General features: G+C 63.3%; 14 protein-coding genes. 7 read left to right on the top strand and 7 right to left on the bottom strand.

The features are described from left to right. The first annotated feature begins 12 nt into the window (after positions 1 to 12). The 4 genes from AB4O23_RS21370 to AB4O23_RS21355 are packed head-to-tail and all read left to right on the top strand — an operon-like array spanning position 13 to position 4,426. The gene (locus AB4O23_RS21370; protein WP_065877840.1) at positions 13 to 930 is read left to right on the top strand and encodes an ABC transporter permease; all 918 of its coding nucleotides are present in this window, start codon (positions 13 to 15) and stop codon (positions 928 to 930) included. A 15-nt stretch (positions 931 to 945) separates the two neighbouring features. Beyond that, complete coding sequence (locus tag AB4O23_RS21365; protein WP_068932190.1) at positions 946 to 1,785, top strand: ABC transporter ATP-binding protein; 840 nt, start codon at positions 946 to 948, stop codon at positions 1,783 to 1,785. An 11-nt stretch (positions 1,786 to 1,796) separates the two neighbouring features. Beyond that, complete coding sequence (locus tag AB4O23_RS21360; RefSeq protein WP_065877842.1) at positions 1,797 to 2,573, top strand: ABC transporter ATP-binding protein; 777 nt, start codon at positions 1,797 to 1,799, stop codon at positions 2,571 to 2,573. Between the two features lie 50 nt (positions 2,574 to 2,623). Continuing rightward, entirely contained in the window at positions 2,624 to 4,426 is a 1,803-nt protein-coding gene (locus AB4O23_RS21355; protein ID WP_017528341.1) for a glycosyl hydrolase family 28 protein, read from the top strand. A 23-nt stretch (positions 4,427 to 4,449) separates the two neighbouring features. Here AB4O23_RS21355 and AB4O23_RS21350 read toward each other — a convergent pair whose 3' ends face one another. Continuing rightward, entirely contained in the window at positions 4,450 to 5,448 is a 999-nt protein-coding gene (locus AB4O23_RS21350; protein ID WP_017528342.1) for an NADP-dependent oxidoreductase, read from the bottom strand. A 42-nt stretch (positions 5,449 to 5,490) separates the two neighbouring features. After that, positions 5,491 to 6,279 (bottom strand): SDR family NAD(P)-dependent oxidoreductase, encoded by a 789-nt coding sequence (locus tag AB4O23_RS21345; RefSeq protein WP_460069215.1) that lies wholly within the window; start codon positions 6,277 to 6,279, stop codon positions 5,491 to 5,493. Between the two features lie 165 nt (positions 6,280 to 6,444). Here AB4O23_RS21345 and AB4O23_RS21340 point away from each other — a divergent pair, with 165 nt between their 5' ends. After that, on the top strand, positions 6,445 to 7,014 hold the full coding sequence (locus AB4O23_RS21340) for a TetR/AcrR family transcriptional regulator (protein WP_017528344.1): 570 nt from the start codon (positions 6,445 to 6,447) through the stop codon (positions 7,012 to 7,014). Positions 7,015 to 7,017: 3 nt separating this feature from the next. Here the strand turns inward: AB4O23_RS21340 and AB4O23_RS21335 are convergent, their stop codons facing one another. From AB4O23_RS21335 to AB4O23_RS21320, 4 genes are all read right to left on the bottom strand, one after another. Then, a complete protein-coding gene (locus AB4O23_RS21335) occupies positions 7,018 to 8,358 on the bottom strand; it encodes a c-type cytochrome (protein ID WP_017528345.1) in 1,341 nt (446 codons plus the stop codon). Positions 8,359 to 8,374: 16 nt separating this feature from the next. Then, on the bottom strand, positions 8,375 to 10,606 hold the full coding sequence (locus tag AB4O23_RS21330) for a xanthine dehydrogenase family protein molybdopterin-binding subunit (protein WP_065877846.1): 2,232 nt from the start codon (positions 10,604 to 10,606) through the stop codon (positions 8,375 to 8,377). Beyond that, entirely contained in the window at positions 10,606 to 11,064 is a 459-nt protein-coding gene (locus AB4O23_RS21325) for a (2Fe-2S)-binding protein (protein WP_017528347.1), read from the bottom strand. The genes AB4O23_RS21330 and AB4O23_RS21325 overlap by 1 nt, the downstream gene beginning before the upstream one ends. A gap of 775 nt (positions 11,065 to 11,839) precedes the next feature. Further along, positions 11,840 to 12,739 carry a LysR family transcriptional regulator gene (locus AB4O23_RS21320; protein WP_017528348.1) on the bottom strand — a complete coding sequence of 300 codons (900 nt, stop codon included), beginning with the start codon at positions 12,737 to 12,739 and terminating at the stop codon, positions 11,840 to 11,842. 107 nt (positions 12,740 to 12,846) lie between these two features. Between AB4O23_RS21320 and AB4O23_RS21315 the strand changes: the two genes are divergently transcribed. Both AB4O23_RS21315 and AB4O23_RS21310 read left to right on the top strand, forming a co-directional pair. Then, positions 12,847 to 14,199: an MFS transporter gene (locus tag AB4O23_RS21315; RefSeq protein WP_065877848.1), complete on the top strand. Its 1,353-nt coding sequence runs from the start codon at positions 12,847 to 12,849 to the stop codon at positions 14,197 to 14,199. Next, entirely contained in the window at positions 14,196 to 15,470 is a 1,275-nt protein-coding gene (locus AB4O23_RS21310; RefSeq protein WP_017528350.1) for a glucarate dehydratase family protein, read from the top strand. Before AB4O23_RS21315 ends, AB4O23_RS21310 begins: the two co-directional genes overlap by 4 nt. Before the next feature lie 82 nt (positions 15,471 to 15,552). Here the strand turns inward: AB4O23_RS21310 and AB4O23_RS21305 are convergent, their stop codons facing one another. After that, positions 15,553 to 17,916 carry a TonB-dependent siderophore receptor gene (locus AB4O23_RS21305; protein ID WP_460150244.1) on the bottom strand — a complete coding sequence of 788 codons (2,364 nt, stop codon included), beginning with the start codon at positions 17,914 to 17,916 and terminating at the stop codon, positions 15,553 to 15,555. Positions 17,917 to 17,930 lie beyond the last annotated feature (14 nt).

Genomic DNA, 17,930 nt, shown 5'->3' with positions numbered 1-17,930 from the left:
GAGAAGATGCTTATGAATGCCAATCTGTCTTCCATGGAAACGGCGGCGAAGCGCCCGGTGGATCGCTCCCCGGGCTCGAGCTTCGACGCCTTGTGCAAAAGCGGCGTGCGGGTGTTGCGACACCTGTTGCGTAACCCCATGACCCTGGCGGGCCTGCTGGTGGCGCTGCTGTTGGTGGTGGTGGCGGCTTTCGCACCGTGGATCGCGACCCACGATCCGGTGGCGCAGAACCTCGCCAATGCCTTGCAGGCGCCAGGCTCGGCGCATTGGTTCGGCACCGATGAATATGGCCGGGACATCTTCAGCCGCCTGGTCTACGGCTCGCGCATTACCCTGTACATCATTGGCCTGGTCACGGTGATCGTGGGGCCGATCGGCCTGTTTATCGGCACGGTGTCGGGCTATTTCGGCGGGGCGGTCGACACCGTGTTCATGCGCTTGACCGATATCTTTATTTCCTTTCCCAGCCTGGTCCTGGCGCTGGCGTTTATCGCAGCCCTCGGCCCTGGCCTGGAGCATGCGGTGGTGGCGATTGCCTTGACGTCCTGGCCGCCGATTGCGCGGCTGGCGCGGGCCGAGACCCTGTCGCTGCGCAATGCCGATTTTGTGGTCGCGGTGGAGCTGCAAGGGGCGTCGCCGGCGCGGATCATCCTGCGCCATATCGTGCCGATGTGCCTGTCGTCGGTGATCATCCGCCTGACCATGAATATGGCCGGGATCATCCTCACGGCCGCCGCCCTGGGCTTTCTCGGCCTGGGTGCCCAGGCGCCGTTGCCCGAATGGGGCGCAATGATCTCCACCGGCCGGCGCTACATGCTCGAATGCTGGTGGCTGGTGGCGGTTCCCGGCGCGGCAATCATGCTGGTCAGCCTGGCCTTCAACCTGTTGGGCGATGGCCTGCGGGACATCCTTGATCCGCGTAGCGAATAACCGGAGGACCACCTGATGTCCGCGATTAAATTGAATGTCCAAGGGCTTGACGTGCGCTTTGTCAGTGGCCAGAAAGAAACCCACGCCGTGCGCGATGTGTCCTTCACCTTGGGGCGCGAGAAACTGGCGATTGTCGGTGAGTCCGGCTCGGGCAAATCCACCGTCGGGCGCAGCCTGCTCAAGCTGCATCCGCCCAGTGCGAAGATCACCGCCAAGGCCATGACGTTTGGCGAAGTGGACTTGCTGTCGGCCAGTGAAAAGGCCATGCAGAAGATCCGGGGCCAGCGCATCTCGATGATCATGCAAGACCCCAAGTACTCGCTGAACCCGGTGGTCAAGGTGGGCGAGCAGATCGCCGAAGCCTACCTGGCCCACCACAAGGCTAGCCGCAGCGATGCCCGCGAGCGTGTGCTGCGGATGCTCGAACAGGTGCACATTCGCGACCCCCAGCGCGTGTACAACCTGTACCCGCACGAGGTGTCCGGCGGCATGGGGCAGCGCATCATGATCGCGATGATGGTGATTACCCGCCCCGAAGTGATCATCGCCGACGAGCCCACCTCGGCGCTGGATGTCTCGGTGCGCCAGCAAGTGCTCAACGTGCTGGAAGAGTTGGTGGACCAACAGCAGATGGGGCTGATCTTTGTCAGCCACGACCTCAACCTGGTACGTAACTACTGCGACCGCGTGCTGGTGATGTACGCCGGGCGCGTCGTCGAGTCCCTCGCGGCCTGCGACCTGCACTACGCCGAACACCCCTACACCCGGGGCCTGCTGGCCGCGCTGCCAAGCATGGACAACCGCCGCGCGCACCTGCCGGTGCTCAAGCGCGACCCCCTCTGGCTGACCCAATAAGGACCCTGAGCATGCCCATGATCCAAGCACACGCCTTGAACCTTAGCTTCGGCACCGGTGCCGCCATCAACCAGGTGCTGCACGACGTGAACCTGAGTGTGGCCGACGGCGAATCGTTCGGCCTGGTGGGGGAGTCCGGCTCGGGCAAGACCACCGTGCTGCGCTGCCTGGCCGGGCAGTACCGGCACTGGAGCGGCGCGCTGAGCATTGCCGGCGCACCGTTGCAGCACAAAATCCCCAAGGAACATTTTCGCAAGGTGCAGATGGTCTTCCAGGACCCCTACGGCTCCCTGCACCCCCGGCACACCATCGACACCGCCCTGCGTGAGCCGCTGATTATCCATGGGGTAGGGGACAAGGATGACCGCATCAACGAGATCCTGCTCAAGGTCGGCCTGAACGACAGTTTTCGCTTTCGCTACCCGCACCAATTGTCCGGTGGGCAGCGCCAGCGCGTGGCCATTGCCCGCGCGCTGATCCTGGAACCGCGCGTGCTGTTGCTGGATGAGCCGACCTCGGCCCTGGACGTGTCGGTGCAGGCCGAAATCCTCAACCTGCTGGCAGACCTGCGCCAGCGCGAGAAACTCACTTACCTGCTGGTCACCCATGACCTGGGCGTCGTCACGCACCTGTGCGACCGGGTGGCGGTGATGCAACACGGCAAGCTCGTTGAACTGCTCGACTGCCAGGCGCTCAGCCAGGACCAGGCGGTGCACGATTACACGCGCATGCTGGTGCAGGCCAGTCGTGACTTCAGCCAGGCGTCGGAACGCCGCCAGGTCGGCTGAAGCACGCCAGCCACACAACACGGATAACCGGCAACAACAAGGAGAACAACATGCCGTACCAACCCCCTCGAGACACCTTCGCACGCGCTGCCCTGGCCCTCGTCGCCCTCGGTTGCAGCCCGCTGTCCTGGGCGCTGCAGGCGCCGTCCGGGCTGCAAGTGCCGACGCTGGCTTACGATGACCGGCAGATTATTCTGGTGTGGGAAAAACCCACCGATCATGCCGATATCCAGGACTACCGGGTCTACGCCAACGGCACGCTGTTGGGCAGCGCCCATGCCAATAATGATCAGGTGTCGCCGGCCAAGCCCTATATCGACCAGTTCTACCGCCAAGACACCGCGCACTTTCACCACCGCATCGGCATCCACAGCTACACCGCACAGGGCCTCAAGCCCGATACCGCGTACCGCTTCACCGTACGTTCGGTGGATGGCAACGGCGCGGAGTCTGCCGACAGCCCCGCCGTCGTGCAGCGCACCACCCCTGTGGCGGCGCTGTTCGACGTGAAAAAATACGGCGCCAAGGGCGATGGCAGCCACCTCGACACGCTGGCGATCCAGCGCGCGATCGATGCGTGCACGCCGGGCTGCAAGGTCTTGCTACCCAAAGGTATCTACAAAAGTGGCGCGCTCTACCTCAAGAGCCACATGACCCTGGAGATCGCCGAAGGCGCAACCTTGCTCGGCTCTGAGCGCGCCGAGGATTACCCGTTGGCGGGCTACATCCAATATCCCTATTCCACCACCGTGCGCCCGGCGTCGTTGATCAATGCCCTGCCGCGCGATCCGCGCGCGCATCAGGCGTTCGAAAATATCCGCATCGTCGGCAAAGGCACCCTCGACGGCAATGGCTGGAAACGTAACCCGGATGTGATCGATGAGCGAGGCCGGGCCTTGCCGTTTTACCTGCCCAGCGACAACACCCGATATGCCCAGGACGGCATCCTCGCCAAAGCCCAGGTGGAGCAAGCCGTGGCGCGGGGCATGAATGTCAAGGATGCCTACGGGCAAATGCGCTCGTCGCTGATCACCCTGCGCAACGTCAAGAACGTGTTCTACGGCGGTTTCACCGTGGTGAACCCGGCGTTCCACGGCATCATGAACCTGGAGAGCGAAAACGTGGTGCTGGCCAATACCACCCATACGACCTACGACGCCAACAACGGCGATGGCATCGAGTTCGCCAACAGCAAAGGCGCAATGGTGTTCAACAACGTCTTCGATACCGGCGACGACTGCGTCAATTTCGCCGCCGGCACCGGTGCGAATGCGGTGCATCAACCGCCCCAGCAGGACGCCTGGATTTTCAATAACTACTTCCGCAAAGGTCACGGCATGGTGGTGGCCGGCAGTCATACCGGTGCGTGGATCCAGGACATCCTGGCCGAAGACAACGTCTCCGACGGCACCGACGCCGGGCTGCGCATGAAGAGCACCAACTTCATGGGCGGCGGGGCGCGCAATGTCATCTTCCGTGATTCGGCGCTGCGCAATACGGTCAAGCAGGCGTTCATCTTTACCCTGGATTACAACGACCCCAACGCCAAACTCGATTACCAGCGCTCCACAGTGGCCGGGCAGTTCAAGGACATCCACGTGAGCGATGTGAGCGTCGAGGACGCCCAGGGCCGGGCCATCGAGGTCAAGGGCGACAGCCAGCACAATGCCTACCACGAGGGGTTGGTGTTCCAGCGCGTGCGTTTTCGTGGCGCCGCCGGGGCACGGATCGACGGGTTGAAAAATTCGCGCTTCGAAAACGTGGTGTTCAGCCACTACGGCGCCGCCAACCCCTGGCAGGTGACGGGCAGTTCAGGATTGAGTTTCGAAGCAGTGCAGCCGGCACCCCAGTAGGGCACTGCGGTGTGAGGGGGCGGTCATTTCAGGCTGATGACCACCTTGCCTTTTGACCGTCCCTGTTCCACATAGCCCAGGGCATCGGCGGTCGCGTCGAACGGGAACACGCGGTCAACCACCGGTTTGATCGCGCCGGCCTCCACCAGCTGTTTGATCTGCTTCAGTTGGGCGCCGCTCTGGCGCATAAAAACGAAGTCATAGTTGAGGGTTTTCCTGCGTGCTTTGCGGCGGATACCGCTGCTCAACACACGCATGGCCAACCCCAGCACCCAGGGCAGCGTGTGCGCCTGGGCGAACTGCGGTGTCGGCGGCCCGGAGATGGAAATGAGGCGGCCACCCGGCTTGAGAATGCCGAGGGATTTCTCCAGTTCGTCCGCGCCCAGGCTATGCAACACCACGTCGTAATCGTGCAGGGCGCTGTAGACGTCCTGCTGTTTGTAGTCGATGACAACATCCGCGCCCAACGCCTTGACCCATTGCACATTGGCGCTGCTGGTAGTCGTCGCGACGAAGGCACCCAGATGCTTGGCGAGTTGGATAGCGATGCTGCCGACGCCACCGGAACCGGCCTGGATAAACACCTTTTGGCCTTTTTTCAACTGGGCGGTTTCCACCAGTACCTGCCATGCCGTCAGCGCCACCAGGGGCAGGGCGGCGGCATGTTCCATGTCGATGTTGTCGGGTTTCAACGCCAGCGCGTCTTCATGCACCGCGATCAACTCGGCGAAGCTGCCGATGCGCGCGTCGGGCGCACGTGCATAAACCTCATCGCCGGGTTTGAAACCGCTCACGGCGGCACCCACCTGGATCACCACGCCGGCCAGGTCATTGCCCAATATCAGCGGGAATGCATACGGCAGGATCAGCTTGAACTCGCCCGTTCTGATCTTCGAATCCAGCACGTTGACGCTGGCGGCGCGCACTTGGACCAATACGTCATGGTCGCCCACCTCAGGCGTGGGAACCTCGCCGATGCGTCCGTTGTGTTTGCCGTAACGGTCGATCAAAAATGCCTTCATGGTGATTCAACTCTCAGTGCGCCGAAGTGAGTGTAGTGCGGTTTATGCCTTGGCCGTGTAGCGCTCGGCCACCTGGGATTGCTTGATCTGCGCGAGCAAGCCCTGGCGGGCGCCCTGCAAGTCATCCCAACGCGCAGCGTCCTGCAAGGGCGGAATGGTCACTGGCTCGCGACGGTCGAAACCGACCAGCGCGGCATCGACCAGGTCGCCCACTTCCATGATCTCGCTGAGGGTGTTGATGTCGATGCCGGCACGATCCCAGATTTCGGTGCGCGTGGCGGCCGGCAGTACGGCTTGTACGTAGACGCCTTTGGGCGTCAGTTCCAGGCTCATGCCCTGGGACAGGAACAACACGAAGGCTTTAGTCGCGCCGTATACCGTCATGCCGAATTCCGGCGCCAGGCCCACCACCGAGCCGATGTTGATAATCGCGCCGTCGCCGGCCTGGGCCAGGCGTGGGGCGATGGCGCTGGTCAGCCGCACCAAGGCGGTGGTGTTGAGCGTGACCAACTGCGCCACGCTGTCGGTGGACTGTTCGATAAAGCTACCGGACTGCGCGGCGCCGGCGTTATTGACCAGGATGCCGATCGCCGCGTCATCGCGCAGACGGGTTTCTACGCGGTTCAGGTCGCTGGTTTGGGTCAGGTCGGCCTGGATCACGTCAACATTAACGTTGTGCGCCTCGCGCAACTTGGCTGCCAAGGCGTCCAGTCGCCCCTTGTCGCGAGCGACCAATACCAGGTCGTGCCCACGTTGGGCAAAGCGCGCGGCGTAGGTGGCGCCGATGCCGGTGGAAGCGCCAGTGATAAGAACGGTCTTGGAGCTGCTCATGAATGGATCCTCGAATACAGGGGAGGGCGACGTGCGCCATGCCGGCAACAATTTGCGTTGGCGGTTTTATGATGTCGACCATAATCAAAGCTGTCAACAGTTTTGATTATGGTCGTAATCATAGTATGCTCAGGCCATTGTTTTAGGCCGTAGAGGGACAGGTCCATGAAAATCACCAAGACGCAATCGGCTGCCAACCGCGCGCATATCGTGCAGACGGCTTCAGAGCTGTTTCGCGAGCGTGGCTACGATGGGGTGGGGGTGGCAGAGCTGATGGCCACCGCCGGTTTCACCCAGGGCGGCTTCTATAAGCACTTCGGTTCCAAGGCGGACCTGATGGCCGAGGCGGCGCAAAACAGTCTTGCGCAATCGCTGGCCAGCACCGAAGGCCTCGATGTAGAGCAATTTATCCAGTTGTACGTGTCGCGCGAGCACCGCGACGGACGGGGCGACGGTTGCACCTTGGCTGCGTTGTGTGCGGACGCCGCGCGTCAATCCGGTGCGCTGAAGACGACCTTTGCCGACGGCGTTGAAAACACAGTGCGGGCGCTGCAGCAAAGCGTCTCGGCGGATACCCAGGCAACGGGGCAGGACAGCCGTGCAAAAATGCTCGACACGTTGGCCCATGCAGTCGGTGCCGTCATCCTCTCGCGCGCCTGCCCGGATGATTCGCCCCTCGCCGACGAAATTCTCCAGGTGTGCCGCGCAGAGATTCTCGCTTCCCTGCGCGGCTAGGCATCAGCGCATATGCAAAATGATCGGGCTGCTGCTGGCCGGGTCGGTGTGCCCGCGCAGCGTGCCCACTGCCTCGGGGGCCACCGCACCCGCCTGATTACCCCAGGTGCCGCGCACAAAGGTCAGCACCTCGGCGATTTGCTGGTCGGACAACTGCTCACGGAACGCCGGCATGCGATACGCGTCCGGCACCCCGGCAGCCACGACGCGTTGCGAGCCGTTGAGGGTGATATTGATCGCCGACGCGGTTTCCTTGGCCAATGCCGAAGTGGCACCGGCCAGCGGTGGCATCCAGTCGGGCTGGCCCTTGCCGTCGGCACCATGGCAAGAAGCGCAGCGGGTGGCGTAGGTGTGGGCGCCGGGGGTATCCGGGCGCACCTCGGTGGCCACGTACTGCCAGGGCGTGCCGTCACGCTGCGGGTCGCCGGGCAGTGACTTGAGGTAGCGGGCAATGGCGGCCAGGTCATCGTCGGCCATGAACTGCGTGGAGTTGTTGAACGCCTCGGTCATCGACCCGTAGACCACGGCGTGGCGGTTACGCCCGGTCTTGAGGAACTGCACGATCTGCGGCTCGCCCCAACGGCCCAGCCCGGTGTTGGGGTCCTGGCGCAGGCTCGGTGCATACCAGCCATCAAGCAAGGCACCGGCGAGGAACGGCTTGCCGGATTCATCCAGCGCTTTCTCGTTAAAGGCCAGCCCACGCGGCGTGTGGCAACTGCCGCAGTGGCCGGGGCCCTGGACGACATAGGCGCCGCGATTCCACAACGCGTCCTGATCAGCCTTGGCGGCATAGGGGGCGGTTGGCGCGAACAGGCCGTTCCACAGCGCGATGGGCCAACGCAGGTTCAGCGGCCAGGGGATATCGCTGGGGATGTTCGCTTGGCTGGCCGGTTGCACACCTTTCATGAAAAACGCATACATCGCCCGAATGTCGTCGTCGCTGAGCTTGGCGTAAGACGGGTACGGCATGGCCGGGTAGAGCCGGCGGCCGCCCGGCGCGACGCCGTGGCGCACCGCCCGGTCGAAGTCGGCGAGGCTGTAGGTGCCGATGCCGTTATCGCGGTCCGGCGTGATATTGGTGGCATGAATCGCCCCCAGCGGCGTGGCCATTTCCAGGCCCCCGGCAAACGGCGCCTTGCCCGGCAGGCTGTGGCAGGCCACGCAGTCACTGAGGCGCGCGACGTACTCGCCACGGCTGACCTGGGCCGGGTCGAAACTGACGGCTTGTTGCTGTTCAAACGGTGTCGCGGGTTGACGGGTGACGTACCAGGCCAGCAGGCCGGCGGCGACCACGCAGGGCAGCGCGAGCCAGCCTGCGGTTCTTGCGAATCGACGGGTGTTCATGGGCGGTCTCGCTCGGTTAGCTGAAGGTGTATCGGCTCAGGGGCAGGCTGCGAATACGCTGGCCGGTCAACTGCGCCACGGCATTGGCCACGGCCGGTGCCACGGCGGGCAGCGGTGGTTCGCCGATGCCACCCATCTTTTCGCCACTCTCCACGATCTTCACGTGTACCTGCGCCATGCGTGAGGGCGGCAGGATCGGGTAAAGGTCGTAGTTGCGCGCCCGTGGCTTGCCGTTCACATACACCGCTTCTTCCAGCAAGGTTTGCGATAACCCCAGCGCGACCGCGCCGTTGACCTGCGCCTCGACAATCGCCGGATTGACGATGCTGCCTGGGTCGATGGCTTCCCAGATGTGGTGGACCTTGACCTGGCCGCTTTCAATCGACACCTCGGCGATCACCGCCGCGTGTGAACCGAACGGTGAGGCCATGGCCACGCCACGTGCACGGCGTGTGCCGTCTTCGGCGGTGTAGGGGCCGCGCTTCCAGCCGCCGGACAACTCGGCCACCGCCTTGAGCAGGGTGGTCAGCCGCGGATTGTCGCGCAGCAAATGCAGGCGTAGCTCGTACGGGTCGCGTTTGCCGGTGTCGGCCAGTTCGTCAAGGAAGGCTTCGTAGAAAAAGTCGTTGAGCGAGTTGCCCACCGAGCGCCAGTAGCCGAGCATCGCCGGGCCTTTGACGTAGATCTGCGCGATGCGTTTGTTGGGGATGGCGTAGCTCTTGCCCGACAACCCCTCAAGGGCCGTGGGGTCGATTTTATCGCCCTGTTTGCCGGCAATGGCTTCGGTGGGGCCTTCGGTGGCGCTGACTGCTTCGATGGCCACCGGCAAGCCGTCGGCATCCAGCGCGGCGCGGAACTTGACCACCGCGACCGGGCGCAGTACATCGCGCAGGAACTCTTCTTCCCGGCTCCAGATCAGCTTGACCGGGCGGCCCACGGCCTTGGCCAACGCGATGGCCTGTGGGTAAGGGCTGGCCGAGTCATACAGAAAGTGGCGGCCGAAAAAGCCGCCGAGCAGCGGCGAATGCAGGTTGATCTGCTCAAGGGCCAGGCCGGTGCGCTTGGCGATGTCGGCGCGGAACATGTCCGGTGCCTGGTTGGGCAACCAGATGTCCAACGAGCCGTCGGGGTTGAAACGCGCCAGGGCGGAAGGCGGCTCCAACTGGGCGTGGTTGACGTATTGGTTGTGGTAAGTGGCTTCGACCTGGGTCTTGGCGTTTTTCAGCGCGGCGGCCACGTCGCCTTCGTTTTCATCGTCGCGGGCCGGGCCTTGCTGGGTCGCAAGGAAGTCGCGGTAGCCATCGCTGGAAAACTCAGCGGGCATGGTGCGCACTGTGGAGTCGGCAGTCGGTTCTTGCCAGTCAACCTGGATTGCCTCCACCGCGCGCTTGGCATGCCACCAGCGTTCGGCCACCACGGCCACCGCGCCAGGCAACGTGTGCACGGAATGCACGCCCTTCATACCTTCGACCTGTGCCTGGTTACGCAGGACGCCCACGGTCATGCCCAGGCGCGGCGCGTGCTGCACGGCGGCGTGGAGCATGCCGTCGACCTTCAAATCGATGCTGTACAGCGCCTTGCCGGTGGATTTGTCGTAGGCGTCCACGCGTTTGACCGGTTTGCCGATCCAGCGGAACTGGCTCGGGTCGCGCAAGGTAATAGTGGCCGGGTCAGGCACCGGCATATCCAGCGCGCGTGCGGCCAACTCGCCGTAGCCCACGGAGCGGCCGGACGCGGCGTGTACCACGCGGCCGGGTTGGGTGCTCAGTTCGCTCAGCGGCACGCGCAGTTGCTCGGCGCCGGCCTGCAGCAGCATGGCGCGGGCGAGGGCGCCGAGGCGGCGCATGGTCGGGTAGCTCATGCGCACCGACATGCTGCCGCCGGTGATGCGCATGCCGTTGTCCATCACCACGTAGGCATCGCCGGGCGGCGCGGCTTCGACGATGAACGTGGCCGGGTCGGCATCCAGTTCTTCACCGACGATTTGCGCCATGGCGGTGTGGGTGCCTTGGCCGCCTTCCATGAACGGGCTGAGCAGGCGCACCGTACCGTCCGGGCGAATCTCCAGAAATGCCGGCACTTGGGTGCCGCGCTCCACGCCGGTGGCGGCCTGCACCCGGCCAGACCCGAGTGGCAGGCCAAAGCCGATGACCAGCGCACCCACGGCGGTACTGGCCAGGAAGCGTCGACGCGACAGGTTGATCGGCTCGCCCAGGGGCACACCGGGAATCAGTTCAGGCGTGTTCATCAGGCGGTCTCCTTCCCGGCGGCCAGGTCATCCATGGCGGCATGGATGGCATTGTAGGTGCCGCAGCGGCACAGGTTGACCATCGCCGCGTCGATCTGGCCCTTGGTGGGGGCAGGGGTGTGCTTGAGCAGGGCTGTGGCCGCCATTACCTGGCCGGACTGGCAATAACCGCATTGCGCGACCTGATGCTCGACCCAGGCACTGACCACGCGTTTGCCCACCTCATCGGCTTCGATGGCTTCGATGGTGGTGATCTCGCGACCGACCACCCCGGCCACTGGCGTCACGCACGAGCGCACCACATTGCCGTCCACCAGCACCGAGCAGGCGCCGCACTGGGCCAGGCCGCAGCCGTATTTGGTACCGGTCAGGCCCAGATCGTCGCGGATCACCCACAGCAGTGGCGTGTCGGCGTCGGCATCGACCTGATAGGCCTTTTGGTTGATACGTAATTCCATGGCGGGCTCACCTGCTGATCATCGGTTGGTGGTGCGGGTTTCTTATAGGAGGGTGCGACCGCAGGTCGCCCATCGTCGAACTCTAGACTACGGCGCAAGGGCTATCTATCTGATGGGGCTCAAGTTCAGAGGATCAGGCAAGTATTCAACAGGATTGGGTGACTGCGTCGGGCTTTGGTGGTTGGCTGCCTGTGTGGGAGGGGGCTTGCCCCAATGCCAGTCAGTCAAGCGCAGATCCCCTGTGGGAGGGGGCTTGCTCCCGATAGCAGCCTGACAGCCGGCCAGGATGTTGGATCAGATCGAGTACATATCCGTTGCTGCGGTAACGGCCACTTAGGGTTACGCCCTTACGGCGTGTCACTTTTGTAAAGTCCGGAAGCCGGCCCAGACAAAAGTAACCAAAAAGCCTTCGCCCCAACACTCGGCACCTCGCTCAGGCTCGGTGTGCCCGTAATCCGACATTGATTGGGGGGGCCGCCGCCACGCGCCATCCATGGCGCGGGGCGGCTAAACCGGCATCCCTGCCGGTTTGCCCCCCCCAATCAATATCGAATTTCGGCCAGCGTGTTTGTCGGGGCGATCCAAGATCAAGATCAAAAGCGCGGCGGCCTTAGAGCCGACCGGTATGCAACGCCGAACGTGCTGCAAATGTGGGTGGGGCGGTGCGATGATTCGACTTGCTCCCGATAGCGGTGAATCAGTCACGTGACTTTCTTCTGACCCACCGCTATCGGGAGCAAGCCCCCTCCCACAATGGCCTGTCGGTCATCGACACTCACGCCCAGCCCTCGCGCACCGCGCTGCGAATCCCTTCCAGCAACATGGCAAACGCCGGGTTGTCATTGTCTTCGCGCCAGATCAGGTGCAGTTCGCTCTGTGCGCCTTCGCCCAGGTCGATGTCGCGGAACATGACGTTCTTGAACACCACGCTGCTGGCGCAACGCGGCACCAGGGCCAGGCCCATGCCGGCGTTGACCAGCGCGAGGATGGTCAGTGACGAGCCCAGCCACTGTACGTATTGCGGCGCGACGCGGGCCGAGCGCAGCAGGCCGGTGAGCAGTTCGTTGAACGGCGGGTAGGCGGCGTGGGCGTACATCAAAAAGGGCTGCGCATCCAGGTCCTGCACGCTCACCGTATCGGCGTGTGCCAGCCGATGGCTGCTCGGCACCGCCAGTACAAACGGTTCGCGCACCAGGCATTCGGTGGCGTAGCCCGGTTCCAGCAGCGGTGCGCGGACGATGCCGAGGTCGATACGCCGGGCGCGCAGGGCTTCGTATTGCTGGTAGGTGTTCATCTCCGACAGGTCGATCTTCACCTGCGGCTGCTTGAGCCGCGCTTCGGCGATCACCTTGGGCAGGAACTCATACACCGCGCTGCCGACGAAGCTGATATTGACCGTGCCGATATCGCCTTCGGCAAAGCGCCGCGCGGTGATGGCCGCTTGCTGGGCGCGTTCGAGCAGGTTCTGCGCCTCGATGAAAAAGGCCCGGCCGGCGGCGGTGAGCGCGACGCTGCGGGTGGTGCGGGTAAACAGTTCCACCCCCAGGTGATGCTCCAGCAACTGGATCTGCCGGCTCAGTGGCGGCTGGGTCATGTTCAGCCGTTCGGCGGCGCGGCGAAAATTCAGCTCGGTGGCCACGGTGGTGAAGCAGCGCAATTGCGTCAGCTCAAACATTGATCTAATTCCGGTATCAATCGCATGTCAGGTTAGATTAGACGGGAACAATCCTCGGCGTCCATCATCGACTCGTCCCTTAAAAAAACAATCAATGGGAGTTGCCCGTGGATATCCTCCAGAGTCCGCCAGACCCGACCGTGCTTGCCCGCGCGGCGGCCAAGGTCAAGCGCCATGTGCTGCCGCTGTTCGTGGTGATGTTCATCGTCAATTACATCGATCGGGTCAATATCGGTTTCGTACGCAGCCATATGGAAACCGACCTGGGCATCGGCGCGGCGGCCTACGGCTTGGGGGCCGGGTTGTTTTTTATCGGCTACGCGATCTTCGAAGTGCCCTCCAACCTGCTGCTGCAGCGCTACGGCGCGCGGGCTTGGCTGACGCGCATCATGTTCACCTGGGGCGCGGCGGCGATGGCGATGGCGTTTGTGCGCGGGGAAACCAGCTTCTATATCTTGCGGTTCATCCTGGGCGCCGCCGAGGCCGGTTTCTTCCCCGGCATCATCTATTACTTCACACAATGGTTGCCGGCCAGCGAGCGCGGCAAGGCCATGGCGATTTTTCTCAGTGGTTCGGCCATCGCCTCGGTGATCTCCGGGCCGGTGTCGGGGGCGTTGCTTAATGTCAGCGGTCTTAACCTGCACGGCTGGCAGTGGATGTTCCTGATCGAAGGTTTTGCTTCCATCGCGCTCTGTGGGTGTGTGTGGTTCTGGTTGCAGTCCCACCCGCAGCAGGCCAAGTGGCTCAGCGACGACGAAAAACACGCGCTGGTCAGCGCCATTGCGCTTGAGCAGCAGGCACGCGAGGCGAGCCAGAGCGTGCGGCCATCGATGTTCAAGCTGCTGGCCGACAAACAGATCGCGCTGTTCTGCTTTATTTACTTTTCCATCGCCCTGACCATCTACGGCGCCACGTTCTGGTTGCCGAGCATGATCAAGAAAATGGGCAATCTGGGCGACTTCCAGGTGGGCTTGTTCAACTCGATTCCGTGGTTGATTTCGATCGTCGCCATGTACGGGTTCGCATCCCTGGCCAGCAAGTGGAAACACCAGCAGGCGTGGGTGTCGCTGATGCTGGTGATCGCCGCGTTCGGCATGTTCATGTCCACCACCGGCGGGCCGGTGTTTGCCTTCGTCGCCATCTGTTTTGCCGCGATCGGCTTCAAGGCGGCTTCGGCGCTGTTCTGGCCGATCCCTCAGGGCTACCTGGATGCGCGCATTGCGGCGGCGGTAATTGCCTTGATCAATTCGGTGGGCAACCTGGGCGGTTTCGTGGCGCCCACCACTTTCGGGTTGCTGGAGCAGACCACCGGGTCCATCGAGGGTGGTTTGTATGGCCTCGCCGCGACCTCGCTGGTGGCTGCGGTGATGGTGTTCTTTGCCCGCGCCACGCCTCGAGGGCCAACTCCTTCTTCTCATCATCACGCCATGCGTCCAGGTCCACAGGGAGCCGCCTCTTGAAAATTGTCCGCGTTACCGTCACCCCGATTGCTTTCCGTGACCCGCCATTGCTCAACGCCAGCGGTATTCACGAACCCTTCGCGCTGCGTTCGATCATCGAGATCGAGAGCGACACCGGCTACATCGGCCTCGGCGAGAGCTATGGCGATGCCCCGGCGCTGGCGATCCAGCAACAGGTGCAGTCGCAGCTGATCGGGCTCGATCCGTTCAACCTCAACCAACTGCGCGCCATTGTGCAAGCCACGGTGGCGGCGCATAAACCGGCAAGCCTGGCCGGTGCCGAGCTGGCGCCGGGCTCCCACGCGAGCAAGGCGGTGAGCAATGCCTATTCGGCGTTCGAGGTGGCGTTTCTCGACTTGCAGGCGCATTCGCTGAATGTACCGCTGGTGGACCTGCTCGGTGGCGCGGTTCGCGATCGGATCCCGTTCAGTGCCTACCTGTTCTTTAAATACGCCCAGCACATCGACTCGCCCTACAAGCCCGACAGTTGGGGCGAAGCGCTCAACGAAGAACAGATCGTCGCCCAGGCCCGGCGCATGCTCGAAACCTACGGCTTCAAAAGCATCAAGCTCAAGGCCGGGGCCCTGGAGCCCGAACATGAAGTGGCGTGCATCAAGGCCTTGAAGAAAGCTTTCCCCGGCGTGCCATTGCGCATCGACCCGAACGCCAACTGGTCGCTGGAAACCTCGATTCGCATGGCTGAACTTCTTGGTGACGACCTGCAATATTACGAAGACCCGACCCCCGGCCTGGACGGCATGGCCGAGCTGCACAAACGCACCGGCTTGCCCCTGGCGACCAATATGGTCGTGACCGACTTTGACGAATTTCGGCGCAGCGTGGCCTTGGACAGCGTGCAGATCGTACTCGCCGACCACCACTATTGGGGCGGCCTGCGTGACACACAGGTGCTGGCGAAGATGTGCCAGACCTTTGGCCTGGGCGTGTCGATGCATTCCAATTCACACCTGGGCATTAGCCTGATGGCCATGGCCCACGTAGCCGCGTCGGTGCCCAACCTCGACTACGCCTGCGACACCCATTACCCGTGGCAGGAACCGGACGAGGAAGTGATCAAGGGCGGCAAATTGCCGATCATCGATGGCTGCGTGCAGGTCACCCGCGCACCGGGGCTGGGCCTGGAACTGGACCATGACCAGTTGGGCATGCTGCACGATCAATACCTGAGCTGCGGCATTCGCCAGCGCGACGATGTGAAACAGATGCGGCGTTATCAACCGGACTGGAAAACCGTCAAACCACGTTTTTGAAGCAGGTCGCTTGGTGTTGCCCGTGAGTGCATGTGGGTGCGCTTGCGGGCTTTTTTTGTGTGGCCTTGACTGTCGGTCTCGATCAGAAATCAACCGTAGCCGACAACGACAACGTGCGTGGCGAGCCTTGGGAAAACGCGCCGTATGAGGCAACGCCTGACCAATACTGGCGATCGAACAGGTTCTGTACCGTGGCGCGAAATGTGGTTGGCTGTTCGGCGATGCGGGTGCTGAAGCGCGCGCCGATATCGAAGCGTGTCCAGGCATCGAGCTGTTGCGTGTTGGCCTGGTTGGCGTACTGGCGGGCGGTATAGAGCGCGCCGCTGGTGAGCGTCAGGCCCTCGACCCATGGCGTGTCCCATTCGGCCCACAGGTTGGCTTGCACCTTGGGCACACCCACCGGTGCGTTGCCTTGGTTGGCGGCATTCGCGGTCTTGGTCAGTCGCGCGTCCAGCAGGGTCACGCCGCCGAGCAGGCGCGTGCCTTGGGTGACTTCGCCAGACACGCTCAGTTCGAGGTCGCGGTTGCGCTGTTGGCCCTGTACCGAAAAGCGCCCGGCGGCCAATTCGCCGCTGGGCTTGTGGATCTGGAACAGTGCGAGGGTCGACATGAACGTGCCGTAGTCGATCTTGACCCCGACTTCGTGTTGTTTGGACACGTAAGGCGCAAAGACCTCCCCCGCGTTCGCGGCATTGGAGGGCGCCACGTCACCTTTGCTCAGGCCTTCGAGAGCGTTGTAGTAGAACGCCACATGCTCCCAGGGCTTGAGCACCACGCCAAACAGCGGTGTGATCTGGCTGTCGTCATAGGCGCTGGTGACGGCGCCTGCGTTGTTGTAGTTGCTCGATTGGATACGCTGCTGGCGCAGGCCGAGGGTGATCTGCGCCCGCTGGTCGAGTATCGACAAGGTGTCGGCGATGGCGACGCCGGAGAGTTCGGAGGCCGAGACTTTGGGCATATCCGGCTTGGCAATCGACGGTTCTGGCCGGTTCACCGGGTGATAGATATTCGACAGTACCGGCGCACCAGAAATGATCCCCCGCGACAGTTCATCGCGATAACGGCTGGCCTGTAGCGTGCTGCGGTGGCTGATCGGCCCCGTGTCAAAGCGCAGCCATGCTCCGACGTCGACCGTGTAGCGCTGCACGTTGAAGCGGTAGTAGCCGGGGATCGACGAGGTGTCGCCGGCGGCGTTGACGATGCTCGGGGTCTGGTCGGACAGGCGCGCCACGGCCGATTTGCCGCCGCCGGCGTGGGCGAACACGGTGAGGGCGTCGGTGAGGTCGTATTCGCCGCTGAGCAAAGCCGATTTGTCCCGGGTGCGCGACCAGCCCCAGTCCTGACTGACGTTGGTGCGGCCGTTGGCGGCGGTTGGGATGGCCACGCCGCTATCGATCAGGAACGGGCGGGAGGCCGCATCGAAGGTCTCTTGCTGGGAGATCAGGTCGAGGCTGGTACGCAGGCGTTCACCCTGGTAGTCCAGAGACAGGGCGCCGATGTCGATATTGCGCGACTGTTGGTCGATCACCGTGTCGCCATTCTGCACGCTGGCATTGATGCGTACGCCCAAGCGCCGCGCCTCGCCAAGCCGTCGGCTGATATCGAGGTGGTTGCCCCAGTGCGCATCCTGGGCGTAGCTGGCGGTATAACGGGTCAGGTCTTCATCGAGAGAGCGCTTGGGCACGATGTTGATCACCCCGCCTACCGCGCTGTTGGGCGCCATACCGTACAGCAGCGCGCCGGGGCCCTTGACCACTTCGATGCGCTCGGCGTAATCGGTAAACACGCGGTAATTGGATGCCACGCCGTACACACCGTCGAATGCCAACTCGCCGAGGTTGCCTTCACCTACCGGAAAACCACGGATGAAAAACGAGTCGACAATGCCGCCCGTCTGCCCGGTGGAGCGTACCGAGGAATCGCGTTCCAGCACATCGCCCACGGTGGTCGCCTGCTGGTCCTTGATCAACGCCGCGCTGTAGGTGCTGACGCTGAAAGGCGCGTCCATGATGTCGGTATTGCCGAGCATGCCCAGGCGTCCACCGGTGGCCACTTGGTTGCCGGAGTACAGCGGTGGCAGGCTGTTGGTGCGTGGCTCGACGCCGCTGACCGTGGTGTCCGACAGCGTGACTTGGCGCAATACGAGGGTGTAGCTGCCGTCGTTGCGCAGTACCGCCTCCAGGCCGCTGCCGGCCAGCAACCGGCTCATGGCTTGCCGGGGCGAGTAGTTACCGGACAAACCCGGGCTGGTCAGGCCTTCGGTGAGGGCAGGGAGGAACGACAGGGCAATCCCGGCCTCCATGGCAAAACTCGACAGCGTGGCTCCGAGCGGGCCGGGGGCAATCTGATAAGCACGCACCCGCGCCGTCTCCAATGGCGCCGGCACGTCCGCCAGGGCGGTACCGGCCAGGGCCAGGCTGAGCAGCGCGCTGCGAATGACAAGCATGGAAGGCAGCCCTA

It is taken from the genome of Pseudomonas sp. H2_A10 (genome assembly GCF_054680085.1).
This window is presented reverse-complemented; position numbering and strand designations above follow the sequence as displayed.

What these genes read in the sequence shown, in the direction of transcription:
- AB4O23_RS21325 (WP_017528347.1), bottom strand. Translation starts at nt 11,064, where the DNA reads ATGGAATTACGTATCAACCAAAAGGCCTATCAGGTCGATGCCGACGCC.
- AB4O23_RS21345 (WP_460069215.1), bottom strand. Translation starts at nt 6,279, where the DNA reads ATGAGCAGCTCCAAGACCGTTCTTATCACTGGCGCTTCCACCGGCATC.
- AB4O23_RS21335 (WP_017528345.1), bottom strand. Translation starts at nt 8,358, where the DNA reads ATGAACACCCGTCGATTCGCAAGAACCGCAGGCTGGCTCGCGCTGCCC.
- AB4O23_RS21370 (WP_065877840.1), top strand. Translation starts at nt 13, where the DNA reads ATGAATGCCAATCTGTCTTCCATGGAAACGGCGGCGAAGCGCCCGGTG.
- AB4O23_RS21320 (WP_017528348.1), bottom strand. Translation starts at nt 12,739, where the DNA reads ATGTTTGAGCTGACGCAATTGCGCTGCTTCACCACCGTGGCCACCGAG.
- AB4O23_RS21340 (WP_017528344.1), top strand. Translation starts at nt 6,445, where the DNA reads ATGAAAATCACCAAGACGCAATCGGCTGCCAACCGCGCGCATATCGTG.
- AB4O23_RS21365 (WP_068932190.1), top strand. Translation starts at nt 946, where the DNA reads ATGTCCGCGATTAAATTGAATGTCCAAGGGCTTGACGTGCGCTTTGTC.
- AB4O23_RS21360 (WP_065877842.1), top strand. Translation starts at nt 1,797, where the DNA reads ATGCCCATGATCCAAGCACACGCCTTGAACCTTAGCTTCGGCACCGGT.
- AB4O23_RS21355 (WP_017528341.1), top strand. Translation starts at nt 2,624, where the DNA reads ATGCCGTACCAACCCCCTCGAGACACCTTCGCACGCGCTGCCCTGGCC.
- AB4O23_RS21330 (WP_065877846.1), bottom strand. Translation starts at nt 10,606, where the DNA reads ATGAACACGCCTGAACTGATTCCCGGTGTGCCCCTGGGCGAGCCGATC.
- AB4O23_RS21305 (WP_460150244.1), bottom strand. Translation starts at nt 17,916, where the DNA reads ATGCTTGTCATTCGCAGCGCGCTGCTCAGCCTGGCCCTGGCCGGTACC.
- AB4O23_RS21350 (WP_017528342.1), bottom strand. Translation starts at nt 5,448, where the DNA reads ATGAAGGCATTTTTGATCGACCGTTACGGCAAACACAACGGACGCATC.